The sequence below is a fragment of the Mongoliitalea lutea genome (genome assembly GCF_014652135.1).
Taxonomy (GTDB): Bacteria; Bacteroidota; Bacteroidia; order Cytophagales; family Cyclobacteriaceae; genus Mongoliitalea; species Mongoliitalea lutea.
Genome location: NZ_BMYF01000001.1, coordinates 46127 through 69544, shown reverse-complemented (window position 1 = coordinate 69544; position 23418 = coordinate 46127). Strand labels below are relative to the sequence as shown.

General features: G+C 39.2%; 23 protein-coding genes. 22 read left to right on the top strand and 1 reads right to left on the bottom strand.

Going from position 1 to position 23418, the window contains the following annotated elements; translation table 11 throughout:
* The first annotated feature begins 2 nt into the window (after positions 1-2).
* From IE080_RS00290 to IE080_RS00200, 19 genes are all read left to right on the top strand, one after another.
* Positions 3-1046, top strand: coding sequence for an alginate O-acetyltransferase AlgX-related protein (locus IE080_RS00290; protein ID WP_189578267.1), 1044 nt, complete (start codon positions 3-5; stop codon positions 1044-1046).
* A gap of 94 nt (positions 1047-1140) precedes the next feature.
* Positions 1141-2373 carry a glycosyltransferase family protein gene (locus IE080_RS00285; protein ID WP_189578265.1) on the top strand — a complete coding sequence of 411 codons (1233 nt, stop codon included), beginning with the start codon at positions 1141-1143 and terminating at the stop codon, positions 2371-2373.
* 32 nt (positions 2374-2405) lie between these two features.
* Positions 2406-3644, top strand: a complete 1239-nt coding sequence (locus IE080_RS00280) for an ABC transporter ATP-binding protein (protein WP_189578263.1) — start codon at positions 2406-2408, stop codon at positions 3642-3644.
* Entirely contained in the window at positions 3641-4378 is a 738-nt protein-coding gene (locus tag IE080_RS00275; protein ID WP_189578261.1) for a class I SAM-dependent methyltransferase, read from the top strand. The genes IE080_RS00280 and IE080_RS00275 overlap by 4 nt, the downstream gene beginning before the upstream one ends.
* Complete coding sequence (locus IE080_RS00270) at positions 4375-5172, top strand: glycosyltransferase family 2 protein (protein ID WP_189578259.1); 798 nt, start codon at positions 4375-4377, stop codon at positions 5170-5172. The genes IE080_RS00275 and IE080_RS00270 overlap by 4 nt, the downstream gene beginning before the upstream one ends.
* A gap of 24 nt (positions 5173-5196) precedes the next feature.
* The gene (locus tag IE080_RS00265) at positions 5197-6087 is read left to right on the top strand and encodes a glycosyltransferase family A protein (RefSeq protein ID WP_189578257.1); all 891 of its coding nucleotides are present in this window, start codon (positions 5197-5199) and stop codon (positions 6085-6087) included.
* Positions 6084-7073, top strand: a complete 990-nt coding sequence (locus tag IE080_RS00260; protein ID WP_189578255.1) for a glycosyltransferase family 61 protein — start codon at positions 6084-6086, stop codon at positions 7071-7073. Before IE080_RS00265 ends, IE080_RS00260 begins: the two co-directional genes overlap by 4 nt.
* 4 nt (positions 7074-7077) lie before the next feature.
* Positions 7078-7752, top strand: coding sequence for an FkbM family methyltransferase (locus IE080_RS00255; protein WP_189578253.1), 675 nt, complete (start codon positions 7078-7080; stop codon positions 7750-7752).
* Between the two features lie 19 nt (positions 7753-7771).
* Entirely contained in the window at positions 7772-8761 is a 990-nt protein-coding gene (locus IE080_RS00250) for a hypothetical protein (protein WP_189578251.1), read from the top strand.
* A complete protein-coding gene (locus IE080_RS00245; RefSeq protein ID WP_189578249.1) occupies positions 8762-9745 on the top strand; it encodes a glycosyltransferase in 984 nt (327 codons plus the stop codon).
* Positions 9735-10592 (top strand): glycosyltransferase family 2 protein, encoded by an 858-nt coding sequence (locus IE080_RS00240; RefSeq protein ID WP_189578247.1) that lies wholly within the window; start codon positions 9735-9737, stop codon positions 10590-10592. The genes IE080_RS00245 and IE080_RS00240 overlap by 11 nt, the downstream gene beginning before the upstream one ends.
* Positions 10589-11710: a non-hydrolyzing UDP-N-acetylglucosamine 2-epimerase gene (gene wecB / locus IE080_RS00235; protein WP_189578245.1), complete on the top strand. Its 1122-nt coding sequence runs from the start codon at positions 10589-10591 to the stop codon at positions 11708-11710. Before IE080_RS00240 ends, wecB begins: the two co-directional genes overlap by 4 nt.
* Complete coding sequence (locus IE080_RS00230; protein WP_189578243.1) at positions 11700-12830, top strand: glycosyltransferase; 1131 nt, start codon at positions 11700-11702, stop codon at positions 12828-12830. The genes wecB and IE080_RS00230 overlap by 11 nt, the downstream gene beginning before the upstream one ends.
* 96 nt (positions 12831-12926) lie before the next feature.
* Positions 12927-13640, top strand: coding sequence for an FkbM family methyltransferase (locus IE080_RS00225; protein ID WP_189578241.1), 714 nt, complete (start codon positions 12927-12929; stop codon positions 13638-13640).
* Positions 13588-14502 (top strand): glycosyltransferase, encoded by a 915-nt coding sequence (locus tag IE080_RS00220; protein ID WP_189578239.1) that lies wholly within the window; start codon positions 13588-13590, stop codon positions 14500-14502. The genes IE080_RS00225 and IE080_RS00220 overlap by 53 nt, the downstream gene beginning before the upstream one ends.
* A gap of 1 nt (position 14503) precedes the next feature.
* On the top strand, positions 14504-15715 hold the full coding sequence (locus tag IE080_RS00215; protein WP_189578238.1) for a glycosyltransferase family 4 protein: 1212 nt from the start codon (positions 14504-14506) through the stop codon (positions 15713-15715).
* Positions 15716-15717: 2 nt separating this feature from the next.
* Complete coding sequence (locus IE080_RS00210) at positions 15718-17310, top strand: glucosamine inositolphosphorylceramide transferase family protein (protein WP_189578236.1); 1593 nt, start codon at positions 15718-15720, stop codon at positions 17308-17310.
* A complete protein-coding gene (locus IE080_RS00205) occupies positions 17307-18455 on the top strand; it encodes a glycosyltransferase family 4 protein (protein ID WP_189578234.1) in 1149 nt (382 codons plus the stop codon). The genes IE080_RS00210 and IE080_RS00205 overlap by 4 nt, the downstream gene beginning before the upstream one ends.
* On the top strand, positions 18446-19534 hold the full coding sequence (locus IE080_RS00200) for a glycosyltransferase family 4 protein (RefSeq protein ID WP_189578232.1): 1089 nt from the start codon (positions 18446-18448) through the stop codon (positions 19532-19534). The genes IE080_RS00205 and IE080_RS00200 overlap by 10 nt, the downstream gene beginning before the upstream one ends.
* A gap of 259 nt (positions 19535-19793) precedes the next feature.
* On the opposite strand, the gene IE080_RS00195 is transcribed toward IE080_RS00200, so the two are convergent.
* Positions 19794-20963 (bottom strand): hypothetical protein, encoded by a 1170-nt coding sequence (locus tag IE080_RS00195; protein WP_229800433.1) that lies wholly within the window; start codon positions 20961-20963, stop codon positions 19794-19796.
* Between the two features lie 342 nt (positions 20964-21305).
* On the opposite strand from IE080_RS00195, the gene IE080_RS19415 reads away from it, so the two are divergent.
* Genes IE080_RS19415 through IE080_RS00185 form a run of 3 tightly spaced genes read left to right on the top strand, consistent with a single transcriptional unit; the run spans position 21306 to position 23376 of the window.
* Positions 21306-21689: a glycosyltransferase gene (locus tag IE080_RS19415; RefSeq protein WP_229800432.1), complete on the top strand. Its 384-nt coding sequence runs from the start codon at positions 21306-21308 to the stop codon at positions 21687-21689.
* Between the two features lie 30 nt (positions 21690-21719).
* Positions 21720-22454, top strand: a complete 735-nt coding sequence (locus IE080_RS19410; protein WP_229800431.1) for a glycosyltransferase — start codon at positions 21720-21722, stop codon at positions 22452-22454.
* Positions 22447-23376, top strand: a complete 930-nt coding sequence (locus tag IE080_RS00185; protein ID WP_189578228.1) for a GNAT family N-acetyltransferase — start codon at positions 22447-22449, stop codon at positions 23374-23376. The genes IE080_RS19410 and IE080_RS00185 overlap by 8 nt, the downstream gene beginning before the upstream one ends.
* The last annotated feature ends 42 nt before the right edge of the window (positions 23377-23418 follow it).

Genomic DNA, 23418 nt, shown 5'->3' with positions numbered 1-23418 from the left:
CCATGTTCAAATTCCTGTTAAAATCCGGCTTATTTATCTTTCCGATACTCATCCTTCAGGTTTTGACTTGGGTGTTTTATACTCCAAACAAAGGGGATCTCTTGAGAATTGGATACGTCGCCGATTGGTATCCGGAATATAGAAGCCAGTTTGCTAAAGAATATCAAAAAGAAAATGGCACTCTTTCGATAACTGACTTAGAAAAAGATCAAATGTATGATCTGCTAACAATTGGGGATTCCTTTTCCGAACAGGGAAACACCGGGTATCAAAATTACCTTGCAACAGATTTTGGTTTGGATGTGGTACATATTGATCGGAAATATCATACCAATCAAATCCAAACTTTGGTTGCTCTGGCTAGCTCGGATTTTTTTGAGCTGTATCGGTTCAGATTTGCACTTCTTCAATTTGTGGAAGCCGGAACTCATGGTGCTGCCCCCTTGATTCAGGAAGATTCCATCTTAGGACAAAGGGAGTTATCTGAGCGCGAATTGGAAAAGGCAGATCGGTATACGGATCCATTTGTATTTCCTTCTGACCGGGTGTTGAAATTCCCCTATTATACCCTAAAAAGAACCCTTTTTCCATCCCTCGGCTGCAATCAGGTTTACATGGTCAACTTGAACGCAAGTCCTTTTTCTATTCCCAATCAGCAGCTGTACTTTCACGCCTCTAATCCGAATTGGATAAATAATAATGACGAAAAGGATATCTCGGACTTGAATGAGCTTTTAAACCGTCTATCTAAAAAATTGGAGTCCAAAGGTGTCCAACTGATGGTGCTTCCTGTACCGGATAAGTTGGATTTTTATCATGAAGACCTGAAAGAACAGGATCGCTGGGAGTGCACTCGATTTTTTGAAATTCTGGGAACATTGAAAAATGAGTACCATTGGATCAATACCTTGGAGCAATTGAAACAAAGCAGCGTTGGATTAAAAGATGTATATTATTTCGATGACACCCATTGGTCACCGGTAGGTGCCAAGCTGATTGCTAAGATCATCGCTTCGAAAATCAAGATTATGGATAATGGAAGGTGATATTCTGAATTCGAATTTGGTTAAACTAAGCATTCGAAATAGAACTCTCTTTCTCTCAAAATTATATTTCACTAATTAAGGTAAGATCAATTCTTTGAAACTTTTACAAATACTGAAGTCTGCAACTTGGATAGCCTTGGCAACTGCCATTGTTAGATTGCTAATTCACCGATGGAAACATTACCTCTCCATTCCATACCCTATCAAAGATGAGATTCAGTTTGTCAACAAATTCAATTTCTTTTTGGAAAACGGATGGGTAGATAGTATAGTCTCTGGTACAAGCCCCGTTTTCAACGCCATAGTATTTGCTGTAGATGTGTTCATCCAAAATCCATTTATAAGTATGAAGGTGGTGAATGTGCTGAGTATGTTGGGAATCATAGGGATTTGGACGGTATATCTGTTCAAAGTGGTTAATCTTTCCCGTCCCTACCGGCTGCTTGCTTTCTTGGTGATTACCTACCTGACAGTTGTTTACAATTCGTTTTTCTCGGCCTGCAATGATAGCCTGTTTCTGTTTTGGATTTCTTTGGGTATTTATCACCTTTTGATTTTGATTCGCGGATATTCTAAAACTTCAATAACTATCGCAAGTGTAGCCTTTGCCCTAGCATTGGGAACCCGCGAACTCTTGGTTTTCTATCTTCCGGGTATCCTATTTGTTTTGGGGGCATTAGTGATGGAAAAAAAACTTAAGTTGGGAAACCTAGCCTTCTCTTTTGGGGTCTTCATTGGACTGACAGGACTGATTTACCTACCATCATTGGTACAAAAGGGTACTCTCGCTTTCCATGATAAAAATGAGGGAATATATGATGGCTATTGGCAAGAGAAGAACTACCTCCAATTGATGCTCGGAAAAGAGGGCCTGTCTCGGGCAGAAGTAGAAGCCTACAAGGAGGCAAACCCTTCCGTAGCGCTACCCAAATCCTATGCTGCAGGTATCTTGATGAATCCTACTTTGACTCTAAAAAATGCGATCCGACAATTGATATTGATTAACAAAGCCACCTTATGGAAGTTGGGCTTGGTCTATGTATTTTTTCTGACCATAGTATGGAAAAGCCTTTGGAACAGGGATTTTTTATCCCCTTCCCTACTTGTATTTTTGATGTTTGGAAGTTTTTCATTGGCCTTCGCCTTATTGCCCATCAGCAGAGTCGAATACCGCTGGTTTATCTTATTTCCGCTGTTGATATTTGTGTACAGTATGGAACAATTGAACCTTCAAAATGTGAAAAAATCCAGCTTTTTGGAATTTGCTCTGTATGCTAATTTCTTGATCATAGGTGTGGTTCATTCTTTATTGATTGGCATTTGGTAATCAAGTAAAGGACTTGAAAATGAAAGATAAAATTGAGTAAGTCAGTTATTAAGGTAGATCAGCTATCCAAAAGGTATCGCCTGGGATTAAAGGAAAAGCAATCCGATACCTTACTCGGTCAGATATCTCAGGCCATCCAGTCTCCTTGGAAAAACCTAAAACAATTACGGGCACTGAATCGGTTTGGTCAGGAGGATGATTCTGTTTTTTGGGCCTTAAAAGATATCTCGTTTGAAGTGAAGGGAGGGGAGGTATTGGGAATCATTGGGAAGAATGGGGCAGGCAAATCAACCTTGCTGAAAATCCTGTCCCAAATTACCGAACCCACTTCCGGTAAAATTGAAATTCATGGCAGAGTTGCTTCTCTCTTAGAAGTAGGAACCGGCTTCCATCCCGAGCTTAGCGGAAGAGAAAATATCTACATGAACGGAACAATCTTGGGCATGACTCGAAGAGAGATTGATTCCAAACTGGATGAAATCATTGATTTCTCTGGAGTTGAGAAGTTTATCGATACCCCTGTGAAGTTTTATTCCTCCGGGATGAAAGTCCGCTTAGGGTTTTCGGTGGCTGCGCATCTCGATCCAGAAATTTTAATCATTGATGAGGTGTTGGCTGTAGGGGATTATGAGTTCCAAAAAAAGTGCTTGGGTAAAATGGAAGATGTGAGTAAGAATCAGGGAAGAACGGTATTGTTTGTGTCCCATCAGATGGATGCGATAAAAAATCTTTGTCAAAAAGGATTAATCCTAAAGAATGGGACTATTGTTTCAAGTGGATTGATAGAAAAAGTAATTTCCGAGTACTTAGATAGCGATATAGTAAATAAAAAATTACAGGCAAATGGTAATGATACTTTCATTTCGAAAATTGATCTTGATTTAGAGCTTTTAAAATCAGGTGTATTTGAAATAAATTTTGAATTTTTCTCAAATAAACCCATTCAAAATCCAATTTTTGGTTTTGTTGTTTACAATCAGTTAGGCTCTCCTGTTTTTGGGTCAAATCCTAGATTCCACACAATTAATTATTTGTCAATAAAAAATAAAGAAGGAAAATTTAAAGCAAGATTGGAAGATTTAAGAATTCATTCAGGAGTATATAAGATTTCAGTTTGGTTTAGTAACGGATCAATTGATCTTGAAAAAATTGATAATGCTATAACTTTTGAATTTATTTCTTTATCTGTTTACAATGATCTTCCTAATCCTTTATATATAGGTGCATATAATCCAGCCGTGATTTGGGAAATAAATAAAACAATTGAATGAACTATATACACTCAGAAAATATACACAATACTAGTTCGGCAAACTTAATTATTCCAATTGTAAATCAAATTATCAATCCTGATTCTGTCTTAGATATTGGGTGTGGAATTGGGACGTGGCTCTCTGTTTTTAAAGAGTATGGAGTAAATGAGGTTCTTGGTGTTGACGGTGATTATGTCAGTAAAAGTTTGTTATCTAAATATCTTTCAGAGGAAGAGTTTATTTCTCATGACTTAAATATTCCATTAAATCTTAATAGGAAATTTGATCTTGCGCTTTGTCTGGAGGTTGCAGAACATATAAGTGAAAAGTCCTCTGAGGTGTTAGTCAAGACTTTAATTAACCATAGTGATATTATTCTATTTTCTGCTGCAATACCAGGGCAAGGAGGGCAACATCATGTTAATGAAAAATGGCCTGAATATTGGCAGAAGTTATTTTTAATTCAAGACTTTTATTTTTATGATATAATTAGACCTCAGGTTTGGAATGATGAAAGAATTGAATTCTGGTATAAACAAAATATTTTTCTAGTTGTTAGAAAGGGAGTTTATGTTAAGGAATTTAATTTAAGTAGTCCGTTATCTATTGTTCATCCTGATTTGCTTTTTTTTAAAAATAATGAATTATTGAAGGCACATGAAAAACTCGGGAATATTTTTTCAGGTAACGAATCTCTTAAATTTTATTTTAGTCTTTTGAAAAAAAGATTTTTTAAAATTATAAAAAATTGATTTCCGTTATAATTCCATCTTATAATTCTAGGAAATATCTTTTAGAAGCTATAGATAGTGTTCTGAAGATAAATGATTTTGAATTAGAGGTTATTGTTGTTAATGATGGGTCAATTTTTGAACTCACCTTGGATTTATATAAAAAAATATCTGATCCTAGAGTAACTATTATTCATCAATCAAATATGGGATTGGCTTCTGCTAGAAATAATGGAGTTAGCTTATCCAAAGGTGAGTATATTTTGTTTTTGGATGATGATAATCTTATTCGTAGAAATTATTTTGAATATTCAATTAATGCGTTTGAAATGGATCAAAAAATAGGTATTGTTTATGGGCTCCCTCATTTTTTTGGAGCTACTTCCGATACCCCGAGGTTTAAAACCATTCCTTACAGCTTTGATGCGCTGCTAGCCGGAAATTATATTGATGCATGCGTGTTTATCAGACGAAGTGCTTTTGAAGAAGTTGGTGGTTTTCATGTACATCCTGATTTGGCAGGTTGGGAAGATGCTGATCTTTGGCTCCGTCTTTCCCAGACTCAATGGAAATTTCATTTCCTAAATCAAGTGGTATTCGACTACAGGGTAAGAGAAGATTCGATGATGGGAGTGGTTGATCAGGAAAGAAGAGAGCGGATGCTTCAATACTTTGGAGCTAAATATGGGTATTTGTACCATAAAAAATATCGGCAATACTTTCGCGTCTTGGACAATATTCAGAAGAATCCATTTTCCTACTTTTTAAGAATCCTTTACTATAAGTACATTTTGCGTAAGCCTTTTATTAAGTAAGTCGGCCATTTGATCCATTCGAATTTGAATCTATTCTCCACCATCCTTAAAAAATCTAGGTATTGGAAGTTTATTCTGAAGAATCCATTGGATTTTATTCCAATTTCTCCGGAATCTGATTCTGAATTTCTAATTCTCACCATTGCATTTAACGAGGCTTCACTGATCGAGCGGCAAATCGTTTTGCTAAAAAATAACCTGCAAGATCCGTTTGATCATATCATCGTAGACAATTCTTCTGATCTAGACGTTCGAAAGTCTATTCGGGACATTTGCCTTAGGCATGGAGTCGGCTACGCAGGAGTACCGCATTCAAATCCTTATCGGGAAAACAAATCCCATGCAGCAGCGATGCATTGGGCTTATTATCAGTTGGTCAGAAAATCGAATGCAAAGGTTTTTGGTTTTTTGGATCATGATATTTTTCCACTTAAACCTTATTCTAGTTTGGCTAAGATCAATAATGGAATCTATGGTCGGGTCTTGCATGCCTACTCCAAAGACTCCTACCAAAAAAAGATAAGTGAAGAAGTACCCTATTGGTCACTATGGGCAGGATTTTGCTTTTTTGAGAAGAATTTGGTCAAGGGATTTTTTCCTTGGAGCTTGAATTTTTTCTCTAAGCATTTTCTGGATGGTTTTTTTCTCGATACAGGAGGAGGATTATGGAATAAACTTTACTCCAAAATGGCATATCCAGGACCTTTGGCATCCTATGAAGTCAAGCAGATTTCTGACAATGGAGAAGGAATTCAAAATCAGAGTTTCGAGATTTTAGACGATGCCTGGATTCACTTTGTCAGTTTATCCAATTGGCGGTCGATCAACGATATAGAAGGAAAGAAAGCAAAATTGGAAGAGATCCTTACCCAAGCAAAAAATCAAGGAGTACAAACCAACCAAGAGATTGGATGAGAATCAAAGAGGTTCGCAAGGCTTATTCTTATAGTCGGGCTCTCCCCGTTAATTATACAGAAGCAGAACAGGTTCGTTTCGAATCCATTCGGGAATGTCTAGTCAGTGAGGCCTTTTTAGAAGAGCTCAGGGAAGTCTCCGTATCCCAGTATTATATTTTCTCCGGTACCAAGCTATTCGAAGATTTTTGCCTTCCTATTCAGAAAAGGGGACAGGTTCAGGTTTGGAAACAATGGTTGAAGTCCAAGGTATTTCCGGAAACTCATATTCAAGAAGCTATTTGGATTACCGATTCATGGGCCAGGAATTATTTTCACTGGATTTTAGAATGTCTACCCCGATTATTTGCCTTGCAAGCTCATGGAATTAAAGCAGCACTCTTGATCCCTGAGCATATCTATAGAGCTCATTATGTCAAGGAAAGTTTAGCAGATCTTCAGGTGGAAGTCATCACCTTCAATTTCCGTCAAACCGTCAAGGTGAATTCCCTCTACGTGGCTAGTCATGATTCCCCCTGTGCCTTTGATCCTTTATACCTTAAGAATGTGATTTTTAAATTTCAAGAATTGGATTTGTCTCAAACCAAGGAAGCAACTAGAAGGATCTATATATCAAGAAAAGAAGCTGGAAAACGAAAAGTGGAGAATGAGACGGAATTGATCCCTATGCTCCAAGAGCATGGATTTGAAATCATGCAAATGGAGAAATTGAGTTTTCGGGAGCAACGGGAACTGATGAGGGAAACCAAGATTTTGATGTCTATTCATGGGGCAGGATTGGCCAACTTGATTTTTATGCCTCAAGATGCTAAAGTGATAGAATTGCATCCCGATGTAGAGCGATATAATTCCTGTTTCTATCACCTTGCCGCTGCCCTCAATCTGGAGTATTACTATAGTTTTGAAAAAGCCGATCACCCTAACCCCCAAGAAGCAAATATTACAGTCGATTTGGAAAGGTTGGATAATTTATTAATGACTATTTAACCTTATGCTTCATTTACTCAAACCTTATTTCTATCGTCGTTTTAAAACTTCCTTTTCCAAATCAGGGGAAGATATTCAGTTGTGGCAGCTGCTGAAAAAAAGTCATGGTACGTATGTCGATGTAGGGGGGCATCATCCGATTTTCAGTTCCAATTCGTATTATTTTTATATCCGAGGTTGGCGTGGAATTGTCGTAGAACCAAATCCGGCATTTGAGATTTTGCATAAACGAATCAGGCCAAATGATTTCTTTTTTTCTGGAGGTATGGCAGGTCAGGAAGGTGAAATGGAATATTTTATGTTGGATAGTGATGAGCGAAATTCATTCTTAGAAAAACATCTTGAAAATTCGGATTTGAATAATCGAATCACTTCCAAAAAATCTATTTCAGTTCGGACTCTTTCTCAAATATGTAGTCAGTTTTTAGGTAATGACCCGTCAATTGACTTTATGACGATAGATGTCGAGGGAATGGAAAAGGAGGTTTTAGTAGGAAATGATTGGAGCAAATTCAGGCCAAAGTATATTCTGCTAGAATCACATTTACCCATCGAGCAAGAATTAAATGGAGAGTTATCTGATATCATGGCTGACAGAAAGTATCATCTAATAGGTAAAACATTACAAGGCCATTATTTGGGTACTTTGTGGTTTAGAGCGAATGAAGTGCATTTTTGAACTTCTTTAAAATTAAATAATGACCATCCTTTATTTCACCCTCTGCTCCAATAATTACCTGCCTTTTGCCCTCTCTTTGGGTAAGTCACTGAAGGAAATTGAACCAGCAGCCGAGTTCGTAATCGGTTTGGTCGATCAATTAGATCCCCAAATCGATTATTCGACTTGGAAAGAGTTTGAGTTTTTACCCTGCTTTGACTTGGGCTATCCGGAGTTTTATTCTATGCTTGCCCGATACAATATCATTGAGTTTAATACGGCGGTAAAGCCCTTTTATTTTGAATACCTCTTTGCCAAGTATCCCGAAGTAGATAGGATCTACTACCTTGATCCGGATTTATACTTTTACCAATCGCCCAAGGTCATGGATAAAGAATGGGACGAAGCAGAAATCCTGCTAACTCCCAATTTGATTTATACTACTGCTAAACCCAGTACTGGGGAGTTGGCTTCCTTACGGCATGGGATGTATAATTTGGGCTTTATCGGGCTGAAAAGGCGAGAGGAATCTTTCCGCCTAATTCAATGGTGGAAAGAACGCTTGAAAGAACACTGCCGAATTGACAAGTGCTATGGCATCTTTGTAGACCAAAAATGGATGGATTTGGCACCCTTGTTTTTTGATAAAATCAAATCGGTTAAACATCCTGGTTGGAATATGGCTTGGTGGAACTTCAGCGAGCGGAAACTCTTGAAAATCCCTAAAGGATATGCTGTCAATCAAGCCGATATACCTTTAGTATTTTTTCATTTTAGTGGCTTCAACCCAGAAAAATCTCATCTTACCGAGCGCCTCCTGACGGAGGAATTTAAAGAGGCGGAAAATACAGCTTTGGCAGAACTCTACGAATCGTACAGGAACCAGCTGCTGACAAATAACTATGAGATGCTTTCGAAAATCAAACCCGGCCTGCGCTTTAAAGAAGCTCCAAATTTTATATGGAATAGGTTTGGGAGAATGCTCAAGTCCAAGATGACCAATGCGATTTATCGAATATTCGGAGTCTAGATGATCAGCATTGTCGTCTGTACGCACAATGGAAGGACACGAATCGGACCTTGTTTGGCTTCGCTGATTGCCCAAGAACATCCCCCTGAATACGAAATTCTTGTAGTGGACAATGCTTCCTCGGATGGGACAGGGGAAATGGTTCGTACACAGTTAAGTTCTTCTTTTCCTTCTGGAGTTTGGAGAGTTATTCACGAAGAAAAACCCGGTTTGCTTTATGCTCGCTTGGCAGGGCTTCAGGCTGCCCGTTACGAGTGGGTGCTATTTTGTGATGATGACAATGTCCTCTTTTCGGATTTCCTTCTCCAATGCCCGCAAGTGCTTTCCCAAAATTCAAGAATTGGAGTATTGGGAAGTTTGGGGATTCCCGAATTTTTGGGACCAAAGCCGGATTGGTTTGATCGTTATTCCTCAAGCTATGCTGTTGGACCTCAATTAAGAGATGATCTAGGAGGGAAGTACTTGGTGTATGTCTATGGGGCCTGCTCGATTTATCGAAAGAAACCCTTATTGGAACTGTTTCAAAAAGGATTTAAACCTGTCCTCAGTGGGAGAAAAGGCAAGGAAATGAGTGCGGGAGATGATGTGGAATGGTGTTGGCTGATGCAGTTGATGGGTTATCAAGTGGGCTATTCTTCCAAGCTGCAATTTACCCATAAGCTTCCTGCATCTCGCTTGACTTGGGAATACTATGTCCGATTGAAAAAAGGGATTTCCGGAAGTGCCGGTTTATTAAGCTCCTACACTTTTTACTTTTCAGCTTCTTTTAGATCGATTGTGAGTTTCGCCTTTCATTATTTTTTCAAAACGCTTAAGTCGGTTTTGTTATACATCAAATACTGGCTGCGATGGATGGGTAAACCCTCCAAACCCGAGAACCAAGTATCATTTGCCATTTTGGAATCCCAGATGTGGGCTTATTTCAGTCAGGGAAAATCAGCCCTTATCCATTTCCGCCAGTTAAAAAAACACTTTGGAGCCTAGATTTTCTGTGATTATTCCAAGCTATAATCGAGCTGTTACCTTGGGTAGGGCGATTGAGTCGGTTCTTCAACAGAGTTGCCCTGCATTTGAAATCATCGTGGTGGATGATGGTTCTACCGATCAAACCCGACAGGTGGTGGAAAAATATCCTACTGTCAGCTATTGCTACCAGTTAAACCAAGGCGTATCCGCAGCCAGAAATCGGGGTGCAGAAATGGCAACAGGGGATTGGCTGATTTTTTTGGATTCGGATGATGAACTTTTACCCCATGCTTTGGAAGAGTTTGCGGAGGCGATAATCAATAGCGCGGAGTATCAACTGTTTTTATCAGGCTTTCAGCTTATGAAAGGAAATAATGGGAATAGTGTAGATTTTCCTGCTTCTCCCAAGGCCTATTCTCCAGCGCTTTCCGGTACGTTTACTGTAGCCAAAAGGACTTTTTTGAGTATCGGTGGGTATGATTCCAGCTTGGGTTATGCAGAGAACATGGAATTGTTTCTTAGGCTTTCCCAAGCAAGTGAATCTCCCAAAATCCTTGAATCGATGAGCTTGGGGTATTATGAATCCGATGGAGGAGGAAGTAAAAACCTTCTCAAAATGGACGAAGCCATAAGAAGAATCCTTTTGATACATGAAAAGAAAATGGCTCCAAAAGATCTTTGGAACCTTAACCAGACTTTAGGAGTGATTCAATTGAGACGTGGAAAATTTGCGGTTGCCCGCCAATCTCTAGGTAAAGCCATTCGATTTCGGCCTTCAGTGCTATCCACCTATGTCCGATTTTTGATTGCCTGTTTTCCTTTCCTTTCTCGCAAAATCTATAAATCAGATTCTTTTATCTTATGAGGATTGACATCATCTACGGTACACGACCAGAGTTCATCAAGTTGGCAATGCTTATCCACAAGTTAAGGGAATATGGGCAGGAGGTGCGGGTGATCTCTACTGGGCAGCACAAGGAGATGTTGAAGGGTTTGGAAGAGTGGTTTAATATCACTCCTGACATCACTTTGGAGGTCATGCGGGAGGGGCAGTCGATTGCACAGTTATCCGCTGCTTTGTTGGGAGAATTATCCTGTCTCTATTCTGAAGAAAAACCTCATTGGGTGGTGGTTCAGGGAGATACACAAACCGCGTTTGTAGGAGCACAGGCTGCATTTTACCATGGAATCAAAATCGCTCATGTGGAAGCTGGACTTCGCACCTATGATAAAAGAGCGCCTTTTCCAGAAGAGATCAATCGGCAGATGATCAGTAAGTTGGCTGATCTACATTTTTGTCCTGCTGTCAGTTCCAGTCAGAATTTGTTGGAAGAAAAAGTGCAAGAACATTTAATAGAAGTGGTTGGGAATACCGTTTTGGATGCGTTGGAGTATTCACGGGAGAAAATAAAGGCTGAAAACCTGTTTCCACTGGAACTGGAAAGGTACTTCTCAGGAGAAAAACAGACCTCCAGGATGGTTCTGATTACGACGCACCGAAGGGAGAATTTTGGGGAAGGGTTGGAGCAAATCTGCAAAGCTATCCTTCACTTGGCAGCGGCAAATCTTGAGGTGGATTTTTTGGTTCTCCTTCATCCGAATCCTCAGGTGAAAAAGACGCTACTCGATTATTTGGAAAATAAATTTCCCAATGTGGACTTGATTTCTCCTTTGACCTATTCGGATTTTTTGGCTTTGCTTCAGCGAAGTTATTTTCTCTTGACCGATTCGGGTGGTTTGCAAGAGGAGGCTCCTAGTTTTGGAAAGCCGGTCTTGTTGCTTAGAGAATTGACAGAAAGGCCGGAAGGTGTAGTCGCAGGTTGTGTGAAAGTAGTGGGGACCTCTTTGGAAAACATCGTGTCCGAAGCTCAAAAATTACTGGATTCAGAAGCGGATTATAAGGCTATGCAAGTCGATCGTAACCCTTTTGGAGACGGGAAATCGGCCCAGTTCATCGTCAATCGATTAATCCATGAAGGATAAAAATAGGATTTCTATTTTTTATCGTGGCCCTCTGGAACGATCCCGTTTGGGCTTTCTATTGGAGCTTTTTGCTACTACAGGAAAACGGGTAAGACTTATTTGGCTATTGCCTCATCCTAAGTTCCAGAATGAGAATAATCGGGTGTTGGAACCCTTCATGGAATCCTATCCTGAGATAGAATATCAGGTGATTTCGGCCAAGTTTACCGAGGTTTTTTCCACAAGGTCAAAAGTGCTGAAGCTTATGAAGCAGGAAAATAATGGAGTTACTGTATGCATAGGTTTTACAGCTCCTTACTTTTTACCAGGGAGCAAAAGCGGAGTTCATATTTGGTGCATCAATGGTATCCCGGAAGAATCCCTTCTTCATCGAAATACTTTCTCAAAAAGACTGGAAGTGTCTTTAAAATGGAAACTCTTAGGGATGCTGTATACTCCCAATCTAGTGATAACTGTATCGGACCGGATGAGTCGCTATGTCTCCGAAAAAGTCTCTTGCCCAAATTTTTTTGCTATACCTCTTTGCGTTGATTTGGATCGGTTTTCGACAAAAAATAGAATTGAGCGCAAATATTTTACCTATTCAGGTTCTGGGGCCCCATGGCAAAACCTTACTCAATTGAGTGAAATTTGGGTTGAATTATTCAAGTTGGACAGCTCCCTCAAATTCAGGGTAATCAGTAGAGATGCTAGAGCTAAGATCCTTGGAAAATACTTGCCTGTCGAGGCAATTGAATTTGTCGGGACCTCCGATTTGGATGAATTAGCCTCCTTAATGGATCAAGCTGAAGCCGGATTTCTGATCCGAAAAGACTCCTTGGTGAATCGGGTATCTTTTCCCACCAAACTGTCCGAATATTTAGCTTCTGGCGCTTGGGCTGTAGTTTCGGATATCGATTGGGATGTTTCGAAATACATCAAAAAAAATCAAGTCGGTGTTTTAGTGAATCCCCAAGCGGCTTCATCCCTTATCGCAAAAGAAATACTGGAAGCAAGAAGACGATTCAAACAGGATGAGGGGATTGATCAAAGGCTGAAAAACACAGTGGTTGAATTAGGTAAAAAACATTGGCTTAAGGTGGGAAATGGCATTTTAATGGATTCGGGTTATTTTATTTAAAAGGGATGATAGTTTGAATTCTCTTCAATGTGTTTCAATAACCTCAATGCTTTCAACAATTATTAGGCGTTTGGAATAAATTTATTATGGCACGTTATGAAACTGAAAGAACTTGTTTTTAGGTCATTAGGATATCGATTACAAAACCTTTCCTCTTGGTTTAAATCCTTAGACATCCAAAGAGATTTTGGAAAGATGATGATCAGAAAGGGAAGTTCTGATATTCGAGTCTTTAAGCAGATTTTTTTGGATGAGGTATACCATTTTTTTCCGGCAGATTTCAATCCCGAAGTCATTGTAGATGCCGGAGCCAATGTTGGCTATTCTGCGGTTTGGTTTGCGTCAAAATTTCCGAATTCAAAGATTTATGCAATAGAGCCGGAGGCCTCCAATTTTGAGATTTTACAGGAAAATGTAAAAAGCAGATCGACCATATTTCCAATCAAGGCCGGGTTGTGGCATGAAAATACCTTTCTGAAAATTCATGACTCAAAGGCAGGAAGTTGGGCTTTTGAAACAAAATTGACTAAAGACGGTGAGAAGTCTGATATAGTCACGATTACGATCCCTCAATTGATTCGAGAAAATGATCTTGATCAAATTGATTTATTGAAAATAGATATTGAAGGATCGGAATTTGAATTATTTAAAAATCGGGCAGAGGAGTGGTTACCGGTTGTGACAATGATAATGATTGAAACTCACGACCGAATCAAACCGGGATGCAGTGAATTGATTGACCAAGTGGTCAAACCATTTGGGTATTCGAAATTCACCACTAAGGAATTGTCTATTTATTACAGATTTTGAGTTGGAAAAAGTAGCGCTGATTATCGTCACCTTTAATCGACTGGATACATTAAAAATGAATCTGGAACATATCAGGAAACAAAGCAGAAAGCCTGACAATGTATTAATTGTTGAGAATGGGAGTAATGACGGTACACTCGAATATTTGACAAACCAGAGTGAGTTTGATTTTTTACCCATGGGCCAGAATATCGGTTGGTCAGGAGGCTTGGATATTGGGATGCGTGAGGCAAATCGAAAATGGGGTGTTGATTTTTTTTGGTTGATGGATGATGATAGTTTTCCAAGTCCGATGGTCTTGGAAAGTTTATTGAATGCTTCCCGATCAATTAGTGAAAATGCGATCATAGGATTGGAAGGATATATTTTCAAGAAGGGGATACCAAGACGGCAAGAGGCCAATGACGGGTTGATTCCTGTGGATTTCGTATTGGTTGACAATGCTCTTGTTCCCAAAAAACTAATGGAAGTAGTAGGAACCCCTGACCCGGATTATTTTATCATGGCTGAGGATTATGAATATTGCCAAAGAGCCAAAAGGAATGGATTTCAGGTTTTTCTCCTTTGCACAAAGGAGAAATTGGTCAATAGGTTGCATTTGGGGAGTCAAGCTTCGTCCAAGTCATTGATTTGGAGGGGATACTATCAATCTAGAAATCACATTTTTGTATTGCGCGATCAGTTTTCTTGGAAGCGTTTGATGGGCTACATCAACCGACAACTTCGGTTTATCATTCATGCAATGATATTCGGGAAAACGCCCGTCCAAACGGTGAAATACAGATTGATGGGGATCTGGGATGGAATAATAAACAAAAGAGGGAAAACGATTGATCCATTAACTTTGAAAAGGATTTTTTGATATGAAACTCCTCCTCACCCAAGACGCCCTAGTCAACGCCGGAGCAGAGCGCAGCCATTTGGAGATTCTCTACCGTTTTTCGCAGGATATTGAAGTTACTGTAGTCTATTTTTACCCCAAACACGAGTTAAAAGAAGCCTACGAAAAAGCCGATATCCGGCTCATTTTTTTAGATATTCCGGAGTCATACCATTTTGTAAAGGCGATAACTAAGCTTGTGCGGTTGATCAAGCAGGAAAAACCTGATCTGTTGATTTCCTGCTTATGGCGTGCAGATATCATTACCCGAATGGCTTCTCTACTAACAAGAGTGCCTTTGGTCGGTACATTGGTGAATGATTCATACGCTCCAATTGCTTGGAAAGATAAACACGGCTTGAAATATAAGTTGGTGTATTGGCTGGATCGATTGACTGCAGAAATCCCCATCCATTGGATTGCCAATGCCCAAGCCTTGGCTGATTCCCATGTCAAGACCTTAGGAATTGCCAAAGAAAAAATTTCGGTTGTTTACCGTGGACGGCCTGTTCCTGCCCAGTCCAGACCACACAAGACTGAACCAATCAAACACTTTATTTCCTTCGGTCGCCTCCTCGAACGGAAGGGATTTCAAGATGCCATTGAAGCCTTTGCCCAAATCCTACCAAGCAATCCTGACTGTACCCTAACAATTTTTGGAGAAGGACCATTTCGTAAACAACTGGAGACCAAAATTAACAGCTTGGGGTTAAGCAATTCAGTCTTCCTCCCAGGAAAAATAGCCGATCCAATGAAAGTCTTACTTCGAGGATATAGTCCAGAGGCTACGGTTAACGGTCAACAGTCAACTGACAACTGTCCACCGTTCACTGATCACTGTTCACTATTCACTCCTGACTGTTTTCTATTCCCTTCCTGGTACGAGGGTTTTTCAGGTGCTTTAGTAGAAGCAATGATGGCGGGTATGCCCATTATTGCATCGGATATTCCCATGAATTTGGAGGCCGTTAACGATCAAGAATCGGCTCTGATTTACCCAGTAGGTAACAGCCAAGTTCTTGCTCAAAAAATAGCTTGGCTACAAAGTGATCCCCAACTGGCAAAAACAATGGGACAAAGGGCTCGAATAATTGCACTCGAACGATTTACTATTGAGACTATTGCACAAACCTATGAGCAAATATTGCATAGAATTTTTGATTTTCGTACGAAAAAATCCCTTAAAGTAGTTTGAAGATGGCTATGTACCGAATTGGAATTATGGTAGACCAATTACATCTTCAAGCTTGGCAGCTCAATTGTGTCCAAGAATTGCAGCTTTCTGGACTTGCACGGATAGAAGTGATTATCTTGAATCAACATCCCTTATCCAGTAAAAAATCATCTAATTTTTTGTACAAACTCTACCGAAAAGTAGATCGCTTTTTATTCAAGCCAGCTCAAGATGCTTTTAAGAAACAATTCATTTATAGCTTACTAGAAAAAACTACTCCTGTAATTCCAGTCCAACCCATCCAAAGCAAGTATCGTGATGCATTCAGTTCGGAAAATCTAAACGAAATAGCATCATTTCACTTAGATATAATCTTGCGTTTTGGTTTTAGAATACTTTCTGGTCCTATCTTAGCGCTTCCACGTTTGGGTATATGGTCTTTTCATCATGGCAATCCCCGATATTATCGCGGTGGTCCACCCGCCTTTTGGGAAGTTATGGAAAAACAGGCATCTACAGGAGTGGTTCTCATGCGACTCTCGGAAGCATTAGATCAAGGAGAAATCTTATATGAAAGCCTTACCCAAACCGATCCATTAAGTGTAGAAAGAAATGCCCAAAAACTTTTTTGGGTTTCTTCATTTTTTCCTGTTCGTGTCTTAAAACGATTCGCACTAGATCCATTAGTTGTCCCAGCTAGTTCACCCATTGCACCTCCTGCTCCGCTCAAAAGGAATCCAAGCAATTGGCAAATGCTTGCTCTTTTAACAAAGCACTTATGGAATACAATTGATAGGAAATTCGATGAATGGAAATTACCCGCACACTGGGAAGTAGGATCTGCCAATGTTGAAATTATTCAGATTTCTGGAAACACCGTAATTCCACCGAAGAGTTTTCTAAAAAATCCATTTCCAAACACATACTTAGCTGATCCATTTCCCGTGAAAGAAGGAAAAACAACATGGATTTTTGCCGAGTGCTATGACAAAAAATCAGCTAAGGGATCAATCGTAGTATTAGACGGCAATGGACTAGGTCATCGAGTGCTGGAAGAATCCTGGCATGTATCTTATCCATTTATTTTTTCAGTAAATGATACTTTTTTTATGGTACCTGAATCTTCACAGGTTGGGAAACTATACTTATATGAAGCCATCAAATTTCCTTTTCACTGGGAAAGAAAATCCATTCTATTAGCAATAGAGGGCTATGATCCTACTATTTATAAAAATGAAAAAGGATTTTGGCTTTTTGTTAATCAAAAATCGCATGAGCTATCTTCTCCTTTCGACGAGTTGCACCTGTACTTTTCTCCAACCTTAACTCAAGCTCATTGGGAACCTTCCCCACTGAATCCCATCGTATCCGATGTGAGAAAAGCTAGGCCTGCTGGTAACATTTTTAACTGGGGAGATCAATTGATAAGACCTGCTCAAGATTCTGAATTACGTTACGGTCATCGCATTCGATTAATGGAGATTACCAATCTTTCCCTTACCCATTATCAAGAGCAAGAAATTGGTAGGGTAGAGGCTGATGCCCCAGCTTTAGGAATCCATACACTCAACTTTCAAGAAGAAACAGCTTGGGTAGATTTTTATTTTAGAAAATGAGAATTTTACTCCTAATCCAACGTCCCCAAGCGAGAGGGCAAGAGCTGTTTGCTTCTCAAATAGGCAATGAATTGCTTAAACACGGTCATCACGTGCAGTTGCTCACCTTATACCAACAAGGAACATTTGATTTACCATTTACAGGAACTCAGAATTCCCTGAATCTACATGCTAAACGTAATTTATTGCATTGGAGGCCTTGGCTTAGGCTACATTCGATCATAAAAGAATTTCAACCGGATATCGTTCAGGCTAATGGAGGTGATACCTTATTAGTGGCATCTTTAGCCAAAAAATTAGGAATAATTACCAGCAAATTGATTTTCAATAATGGGGGAGTAGTCAATTATTACATCCACTCGTACTTACATAGCCTACTCTACAAATTCCTAGCGCAAGAATTGAATGCATGTGTTCATGTATCCGATTTTTCCTACCAAGATTTTCAATCCATCAAAAAAGGAAAATATATTGACTGTAGTAGTATGGTTTTTGAACAAGATTCAAAATCAACAATTTTCAACCGATCTCACCAAAGAATTCCACAAACAGTCATCCCTATAGGTGTATCGCATACCACACTCACAAAGCCATATACATCAGATGATGGTATTTCACTAGTTTGCATAGCCGGATTTACAGCTGAAAAAAACCAACGATGGTTAATTGAAAATTTTGAATTTCTACTAAATAGCAATCCTACAATTACCTGTACCTTTTTTGGGGATGGTCCATGCTTAGCTGAATGTCAACAACTGGCTAGGGAAAAATTTACAGATCGATTGATTTTTAAAGGTGCGATCGAGCATCCTTGGGAACAAATTCCTTCCAATGCCTATTTGATTCTTCCATCAGCTATTGAAGGCTGCCCAGCCGTAATTGCCGAAGCGATGCGTTATCACATTCCAGTATTTGCATCTCATGTGGGAGGAATCCCTGAAATGATTGAAGATGGAACCGCATGTTTTACGTATGACTATAATTCCATGAGTTCCTTACTCGAAAAGTTGAAAAAATGGGAAGTAATGCCACTAGAAGAAAAATGTACTCGATTAAAACAAGGTTTTAGTGTAGCTATAGAAAAATTTTCTCTCCCTGTCCAAGCTAAACGATTCTTGAACTTTTATCAGTCGGTATGCGGATAGTTCAAGTCATCACAAGACCTCAGCGAAGAGGTGCGGAAATATTCGCTGTGCAATTAGCCGAGCAGTTAACCAAACTTGGACATGAGGTTATCGTGATTTCTTTGTTTCAAGGGTCAGGAGAGCTTTTGTATACAGGGAAATTTATTCAATTGAATTGTAGGAATGAGTCAAAATTGGCATTTGAAGCTCCTAAGCAATTGGCAAAAGTACTTCGAGATTTTTCTCCCGAGATCGTTCAGGCTAATGCCTCCCATACGCTTAGGGTGTGTGTCATGGCTAGATTTTTTGGAAAGGTAACGTATGCACTGATTTATAGGAATGCCAATAAGATGAGTGATTTTATAAAGAATTCACCGAAAAAGCTCTTATACAAGTATTTTTTAAGTCAAATAGACGGGATTGTTTCTGTTAGTAATGCAACGAAATCAGATTTGCTGGGTTTCTTTAAAATTTCAAAAAAACCATGTGTGGTGATTACAATTGGGATAGATGAAAAAAAGCTTCGAAAACTATCGCAAACATTGGATTCATTTTCTAAAATAACTTCATATCTGCTTCAGTTAGGTAGTTTAGTTCCTGAAAAAAATCCTCTGAATATGATATCAATATTTGAAAAATCGGAAAATCAATCAATTAAATTAATGTTAGTTGGAGATGGGGCTTTAAAAAATGCTCTCATTGAAAAAGTTAATCAATTAAATCTAGTACAAAGAATTCACATTTTACCTAATCTAAGCAATCCATATACTATTCTTAAACATGCAAAAGCTTTGGTAATGCCATCATCTATCGAAGGGCTCCCTGCGGTGATTTTGGAAGCCATGGCCCTGCGGGTTCCTGTAATTGCCTATGGGGTAGGAGGGATTCCCGAGGTTTTAAATAAACAAACTGGCTACTGTGTCCAACCAGGAAATGATAAAGCCTTTATCCAAGCCATCCATACTTGCCTGCTTTCTGATAATACCCCAAAGTTGGATGCAGCACAAAAACTAGTATTGGAGCATTATACGATTGAAAAGATTGCAAAGCAATTTGAAGGATTCTACATGGAATTGCGCTCGCAGAAGACACGGAAATAAAGGGAATGGATATTGGTGAGGAGAGATTTTGGGAGTTTGAAAAAGGAAATATGCTTCGCGAAATAAGGTAGAAATAGATTGAAAAATGTTTCGCGAAATAAAGTGGAAATAAATTGAAATATGCTTCGCGAAATAAAGTTGAAATATTTTTTGCCATCCATGTTACAATCTGCCAAATCTCCTCTATCAATGAAAATTTTACGTATAAAATCTGTTCAATCTCCTTTATCTGCGAGAAACTCTTCTGCATGAAATCTGCTCAATCTCCTTTATCTGTGAGAGATAGGAGCTTGCGACGTTCGGCTTCCACGATTCGATTATAAATTTCTCCCCGCTTTTTAATACGCTGCGTTTTTTGCCAATCCAGAAAGGCTGCCACCACAAAAAGCATGTAAAACATGATTTGGGATTTTTGGCGGATGATAATACCTAGATTGGACATGATATAGGTCATTGAGATGGAGATGGAGAAAAATACAATTCCCGACATCTTTACCATGGCAGGGGCATCTTTGATATATTTAATAAAGTCCTTGTGAAAGATTTTGCTAAACATGTACAGGTAAAGCACATTTTCAATAGAAACCACAATTCCCAAAGCATTGGGTGAGTCTACAAATAATGGCCTAAACCAAAAAGTAAATAGTTTCATGGGTAAACTATAATTACTCATATCCACCCCAGAACCAGCCGACTGTAAGCGTTGTGCATTTAAGGCTGACTCCTCTTCAAAGCTTTCAAGCAGGTTATTGGGGTCGTAGCCCAAGTACAAAATGATTTTTTCATAAAATAGAACCGATAGCACAATCCCCGCTATCGCTGTGAGGTATTTTTGATACAAAGGTACTTTTTCCCTTCCCAATACATATCCCACCGCCATTCCTATCAGCACCGCAAAGAAAATATGTGGGCGAATCATGTACACTAAAAATCCCCCAATGAGCAATTGAGGGATTCTTTTGGCAGGAAAGGATAAACCATAAGTCAATAAGCCCAATCCTCCAAAAATAATGGCACCTTTTCCCAACGAAGAAGTCCAAAAATGCATATTCGGTAGAAACATAAAAATGGTAATCGCATCCCAACCTTCAAATTTGGGGTTGAAACGAAGATTTTCTTTAAAAAAACAGTAAAAGTAAATAAAACCAAGGAATCCAATCCAGGTGCAGAAAAACATGATCATTTCATAGTTGAAAAAAAGATAATTGACAAAAGGATAGGCAAACCATTCAACAAATTCCGTACCGGCATGAAAGGCATCAAACCAGTTGTTATAACCGTTTTTTGCCATTTTAAAATAGTTTTTTGAATCGGATGGATTAAAAACTGCATAAGTGTAATACACCAATCCAAAAAACATGTGATACCAGTACATTTGGTTGAGGAGACCTGCTTTGAGATAGGGATGTTTTTGTTGCAACCCATTCATAATAGGCTGCGAAACCCCAAATAGGACTATGATTAAAAATATGGCACCAAACATTATGGAAAGGTAAATAGAAATTGGGAATTTGAAAATTTAGTCATTGGTTAATTTTTTGCTTGTTGGGTTGGCAAGGGGAGATCTGTTGTCGATGTTTATTTTTGTAAGAAAACCTAGCAAAGGTATAGAATTGACAAAATCCTAATCTTATGCAGAGTAGCTAGTATGTTATATATTTTTTAATTGATCATTTATACTGCTATCCTAACCATAATTGTTTGTTCCACATCATTTTTCTACATTTGATTTCAAACTTGGCAGTTCATCCCTTGCTAGTTCACCCAAAGCATGTCACAAAAAATAAGAGTGCTTCACCTCATCAAGTCTTTAGGCAGAGGAGGGGCAGAGAAGCTAATACCGGAAACGGTGTTAATGCACCATAAGGATAAATTCGAGTTCCATTGCATTTATTTCTATCATCAGGAAGAAAACATAGTTGATGAGTTGGAAGGTGCCGGTGTGCGTGTTCACTTAATCCCTTCTGGGAATTTGGGCTTGTTTTTTCAAATTTCTAAGGTTAGAAAGTACTTACATGCGCATGGTATAAATTTGATACATTCCCACTTACCTTGGGCAGGTATTTTGGCCCGTTTGGTTGGGAGAAATCAGTCAATACCCATTGTTTACACAGAGCATAATACCTGGGATCGATATAATAAGCTTTCGTACTAGGGAAATAGGCTGACGTTCAAAATGCAGGATGTGGCTATCGCGGTATCCAATGAAGTCGCTCTTTCGATGCAGTTGAATCTTTTGTTGAGCCCTTTAAGACCTCATGGGAGATTGCGCGTGCGAACCGTTCAAAATGGTGTCAATATTCATCAGTTTGCTAGGTCCACCAAGCAAGCCATGGAGCTGCGCAGGGCATTGGGCATTCCCGAGGAGGCTTTTGTGGTGGGCAAAGTGGCTGTTTTCAGGAGTCAAAAACGCTTATGGTTGTGGGTTGAGGTTGCTTTAGAATTGTTGAAAAATGCACCTGATACTCATTTTTTATTAGTGGGTGATGGAGATTGGAAAGAAAAGATTTTGAATCAGATTCAAGTTTCTGGAAAAGCAGCCAATTTTCATTGTGTAGGTGTTCAAAAGCAAGTGGTTCCGTATTTGTCCTGCATGGATGTGTACATGAGTTCATCTGAATTTGAGGGATTACCTATTGCTATGTTGGAAGCAATGGCCTGTGGCGTGCCTGTGGTAGCTACCCGTGCTGGAGGTATTGGGGAAGTAATTCAAGATGGAGTGGAAGGGTTTTTATGTAATGTGGAAAACTGGCAGGAATTGAAACCATTAGTTCTTAGGCTGATTCAGGATAGAAATTTGCAGGAGAAATTTTCTGCCGCAGCCCGGAAAAGAGTAGAGGAGGAGTTTTCCATGGAAACTATGGTTCAGCAATTGGAAGAAATTTATTACCAAGTTCTTGAAAAGTATTCCTATGCTTGAAGTAAGAAAAGCGACCGATCAAGACTTAGCTGAGATAGTACAGGTACTGAAGGCTTCATTAGGTGATTCCTTGATGCCCAAGTCCGAAACCTTGTGGCTCTGGAAACATCAACAAAACCCTTTCGGTGTTTCACCTGTTTTACTGGCCTGTGAAAACGGAAAGATAATCGGTGTCAGAGCCTTTCTCCGTTGGGAATGGATGTACGGAAGTAAGAAATATCAAGCTTTGAGAGCAGTGGACACGGCTGTACTGCCGACGTATCAAGGTAAGGGGATTTTTTCAAAGCTTACCAAGCAGCTAATAGATGAGGTGAGAATTGATGGTTTTGATTTCATTTTTAATACTCCTAATCAATATTCTGAACCTGGCTATTTAAAACTTGGATGGAGAAAAATTGGTTCTCTGGCTGTTGGGATTAAGCCAACTTGGTTGTTGGGAGCTCGGATTGGGCAGGTGGAAAGTAACTGGGAAGCTTTAGAAGGATTTGACTTTTCTAAATTTGAACAAACGTATCATTGGCAGACTGTTTTATCTAAGGATTTTCTTTATTGGAGGTATTTACACTGTCCTGTTTCTACTTATGTATGCCTTAGTAATGGAAAAGATTTTTTTTGCATTTATCGAATCAAGCAATTGAAAGGATTGAGGGAATTAAGAATAGTTGAGCTAGGATTTACATCTTTTGGGAATGGGGAAGAAGTTTTTTTAAATCAGTTGAAACATGCAATTTCCACAGAAAGGGCGCATTTACTTACGGCTTCTTCTCTTCATGCCAAGAAATTACAGCAATTGGGTATCGGAAGATTTTGGGTATTCAATGGCCCTGGTCTGACAGTTAAAAATTTAACCAAGGATTTTCCTACGGAACTCTTTCAGTTACAAGCCTGGACTACTGCATTGGGAGACATGGAGGTTTTTTAGGACACTGCCATTCTCTTTCAACTAGAAAAGAGATCTATGCCC

Coding starts and splice junctions, on each gene's coding strand:
- IE080_RS00255 (WP_189578253.1), top strand. CDS start 7,078: ATGCTTCATTTACTCAAACCTTATTTCTATCGTCGTTTTAAAACTTCC.
- IE080_RS00250 (WP_189578251.1), top strand. CDS start 7,772: ATGACCATCCTTTATTTCACCCTCTGCTCCAATAATTACCTGCCTTTT.
- IE080_RS00215 (WP_189578238.1), top strand. CDS start 14,504: ATGAAACTCCTCCTCACCCAAGACGCCCTAGTCAACGCCGGAGCAGAG.
- IE080_RS00205 (WP_189578234.1), top strand. CDS start 17,307: ATGAGAATTTTACTCCTAATCCAACGTCCCCAAGCGAGAGGGCAAGAG.
- IE080_RS00230 (WP_189578243.1), top strand. CDS start 11,700: ATGAAGGATAAAAATAGGATTTCTATTTTTTATCGTGGCCCTCTGGAA.
- IE080_RS19415 (WP_229800432.1), top strand. CDS start 21,306: ATGTCACAAAAAATAAGAGTGCTTCACCTCATCAAGTCTTTAGGCAGA.
- IE080_RS00210 (WP_189578236.1), top strand. CDS start 15,718: ATGGCTATGTACCGAATTGGAATTATGGTAGACCAATTACATCTTCAA.
- IE080_RS00275 (WP_189578261.1), top strand. CDS start 3,641: ATGAACTATATACACTCAGAAAATATACACAATACTAGTTCGGCAAAC.
- IE080_RS00225 (WP_189578241.1), top strand. CDS start 12,927: ATGAAACTGAAAGAACTTGTTTTTAGGTCATTAGGATATCGATTACAA.
- IE080_RS00260 (WP_189578255.1), top strand. CDS start 6,084: ATGAGAATCAAAGAGGTTCGCAAGGCTTATTCTTATAGTCGGGCTCTC.
- IE080_RS00200 (WP_189578232.1), top strand. CDS start 18,446: ATGCGGATAGTTCAAGTCATCACAAGACCTCAGCGAAGAGGTGCGGAA.
- IE080_RS00245 (WP_189578249.1), top strand. CDS start 8,762: ATGATCAGCATTGTCGTCTGTACGCACAATGGAAGGACACGAATCGGA.
- IE080_RS00185 (WP_189578228.1), top strand. CDS start 22,447: ATGCTTGAAGTAAGAAAAGCGACCGATCAAGACTTAGCTGAGATAGTA.
- wecB (WP_189578245.1), top strand. CDS start 10,589: ATGAGGATTGACATCATCTACGGTACACGACCAGAGTTCATCAAGTTG.
- IE080_RS00195 (WP_229800433.1), bottom strand. CDS start 20,963: ATGAATGGGTTGCAACAAAAACATCCCTATCTCAAAGCAGGTCTCCTC.
- IE080_RS00290 (WP_189578267.1), top strand. CDS start 3: ATGTTCAAATTCCTGTTAAAATCCGGCTTATTTATCTTTCCGATACTC.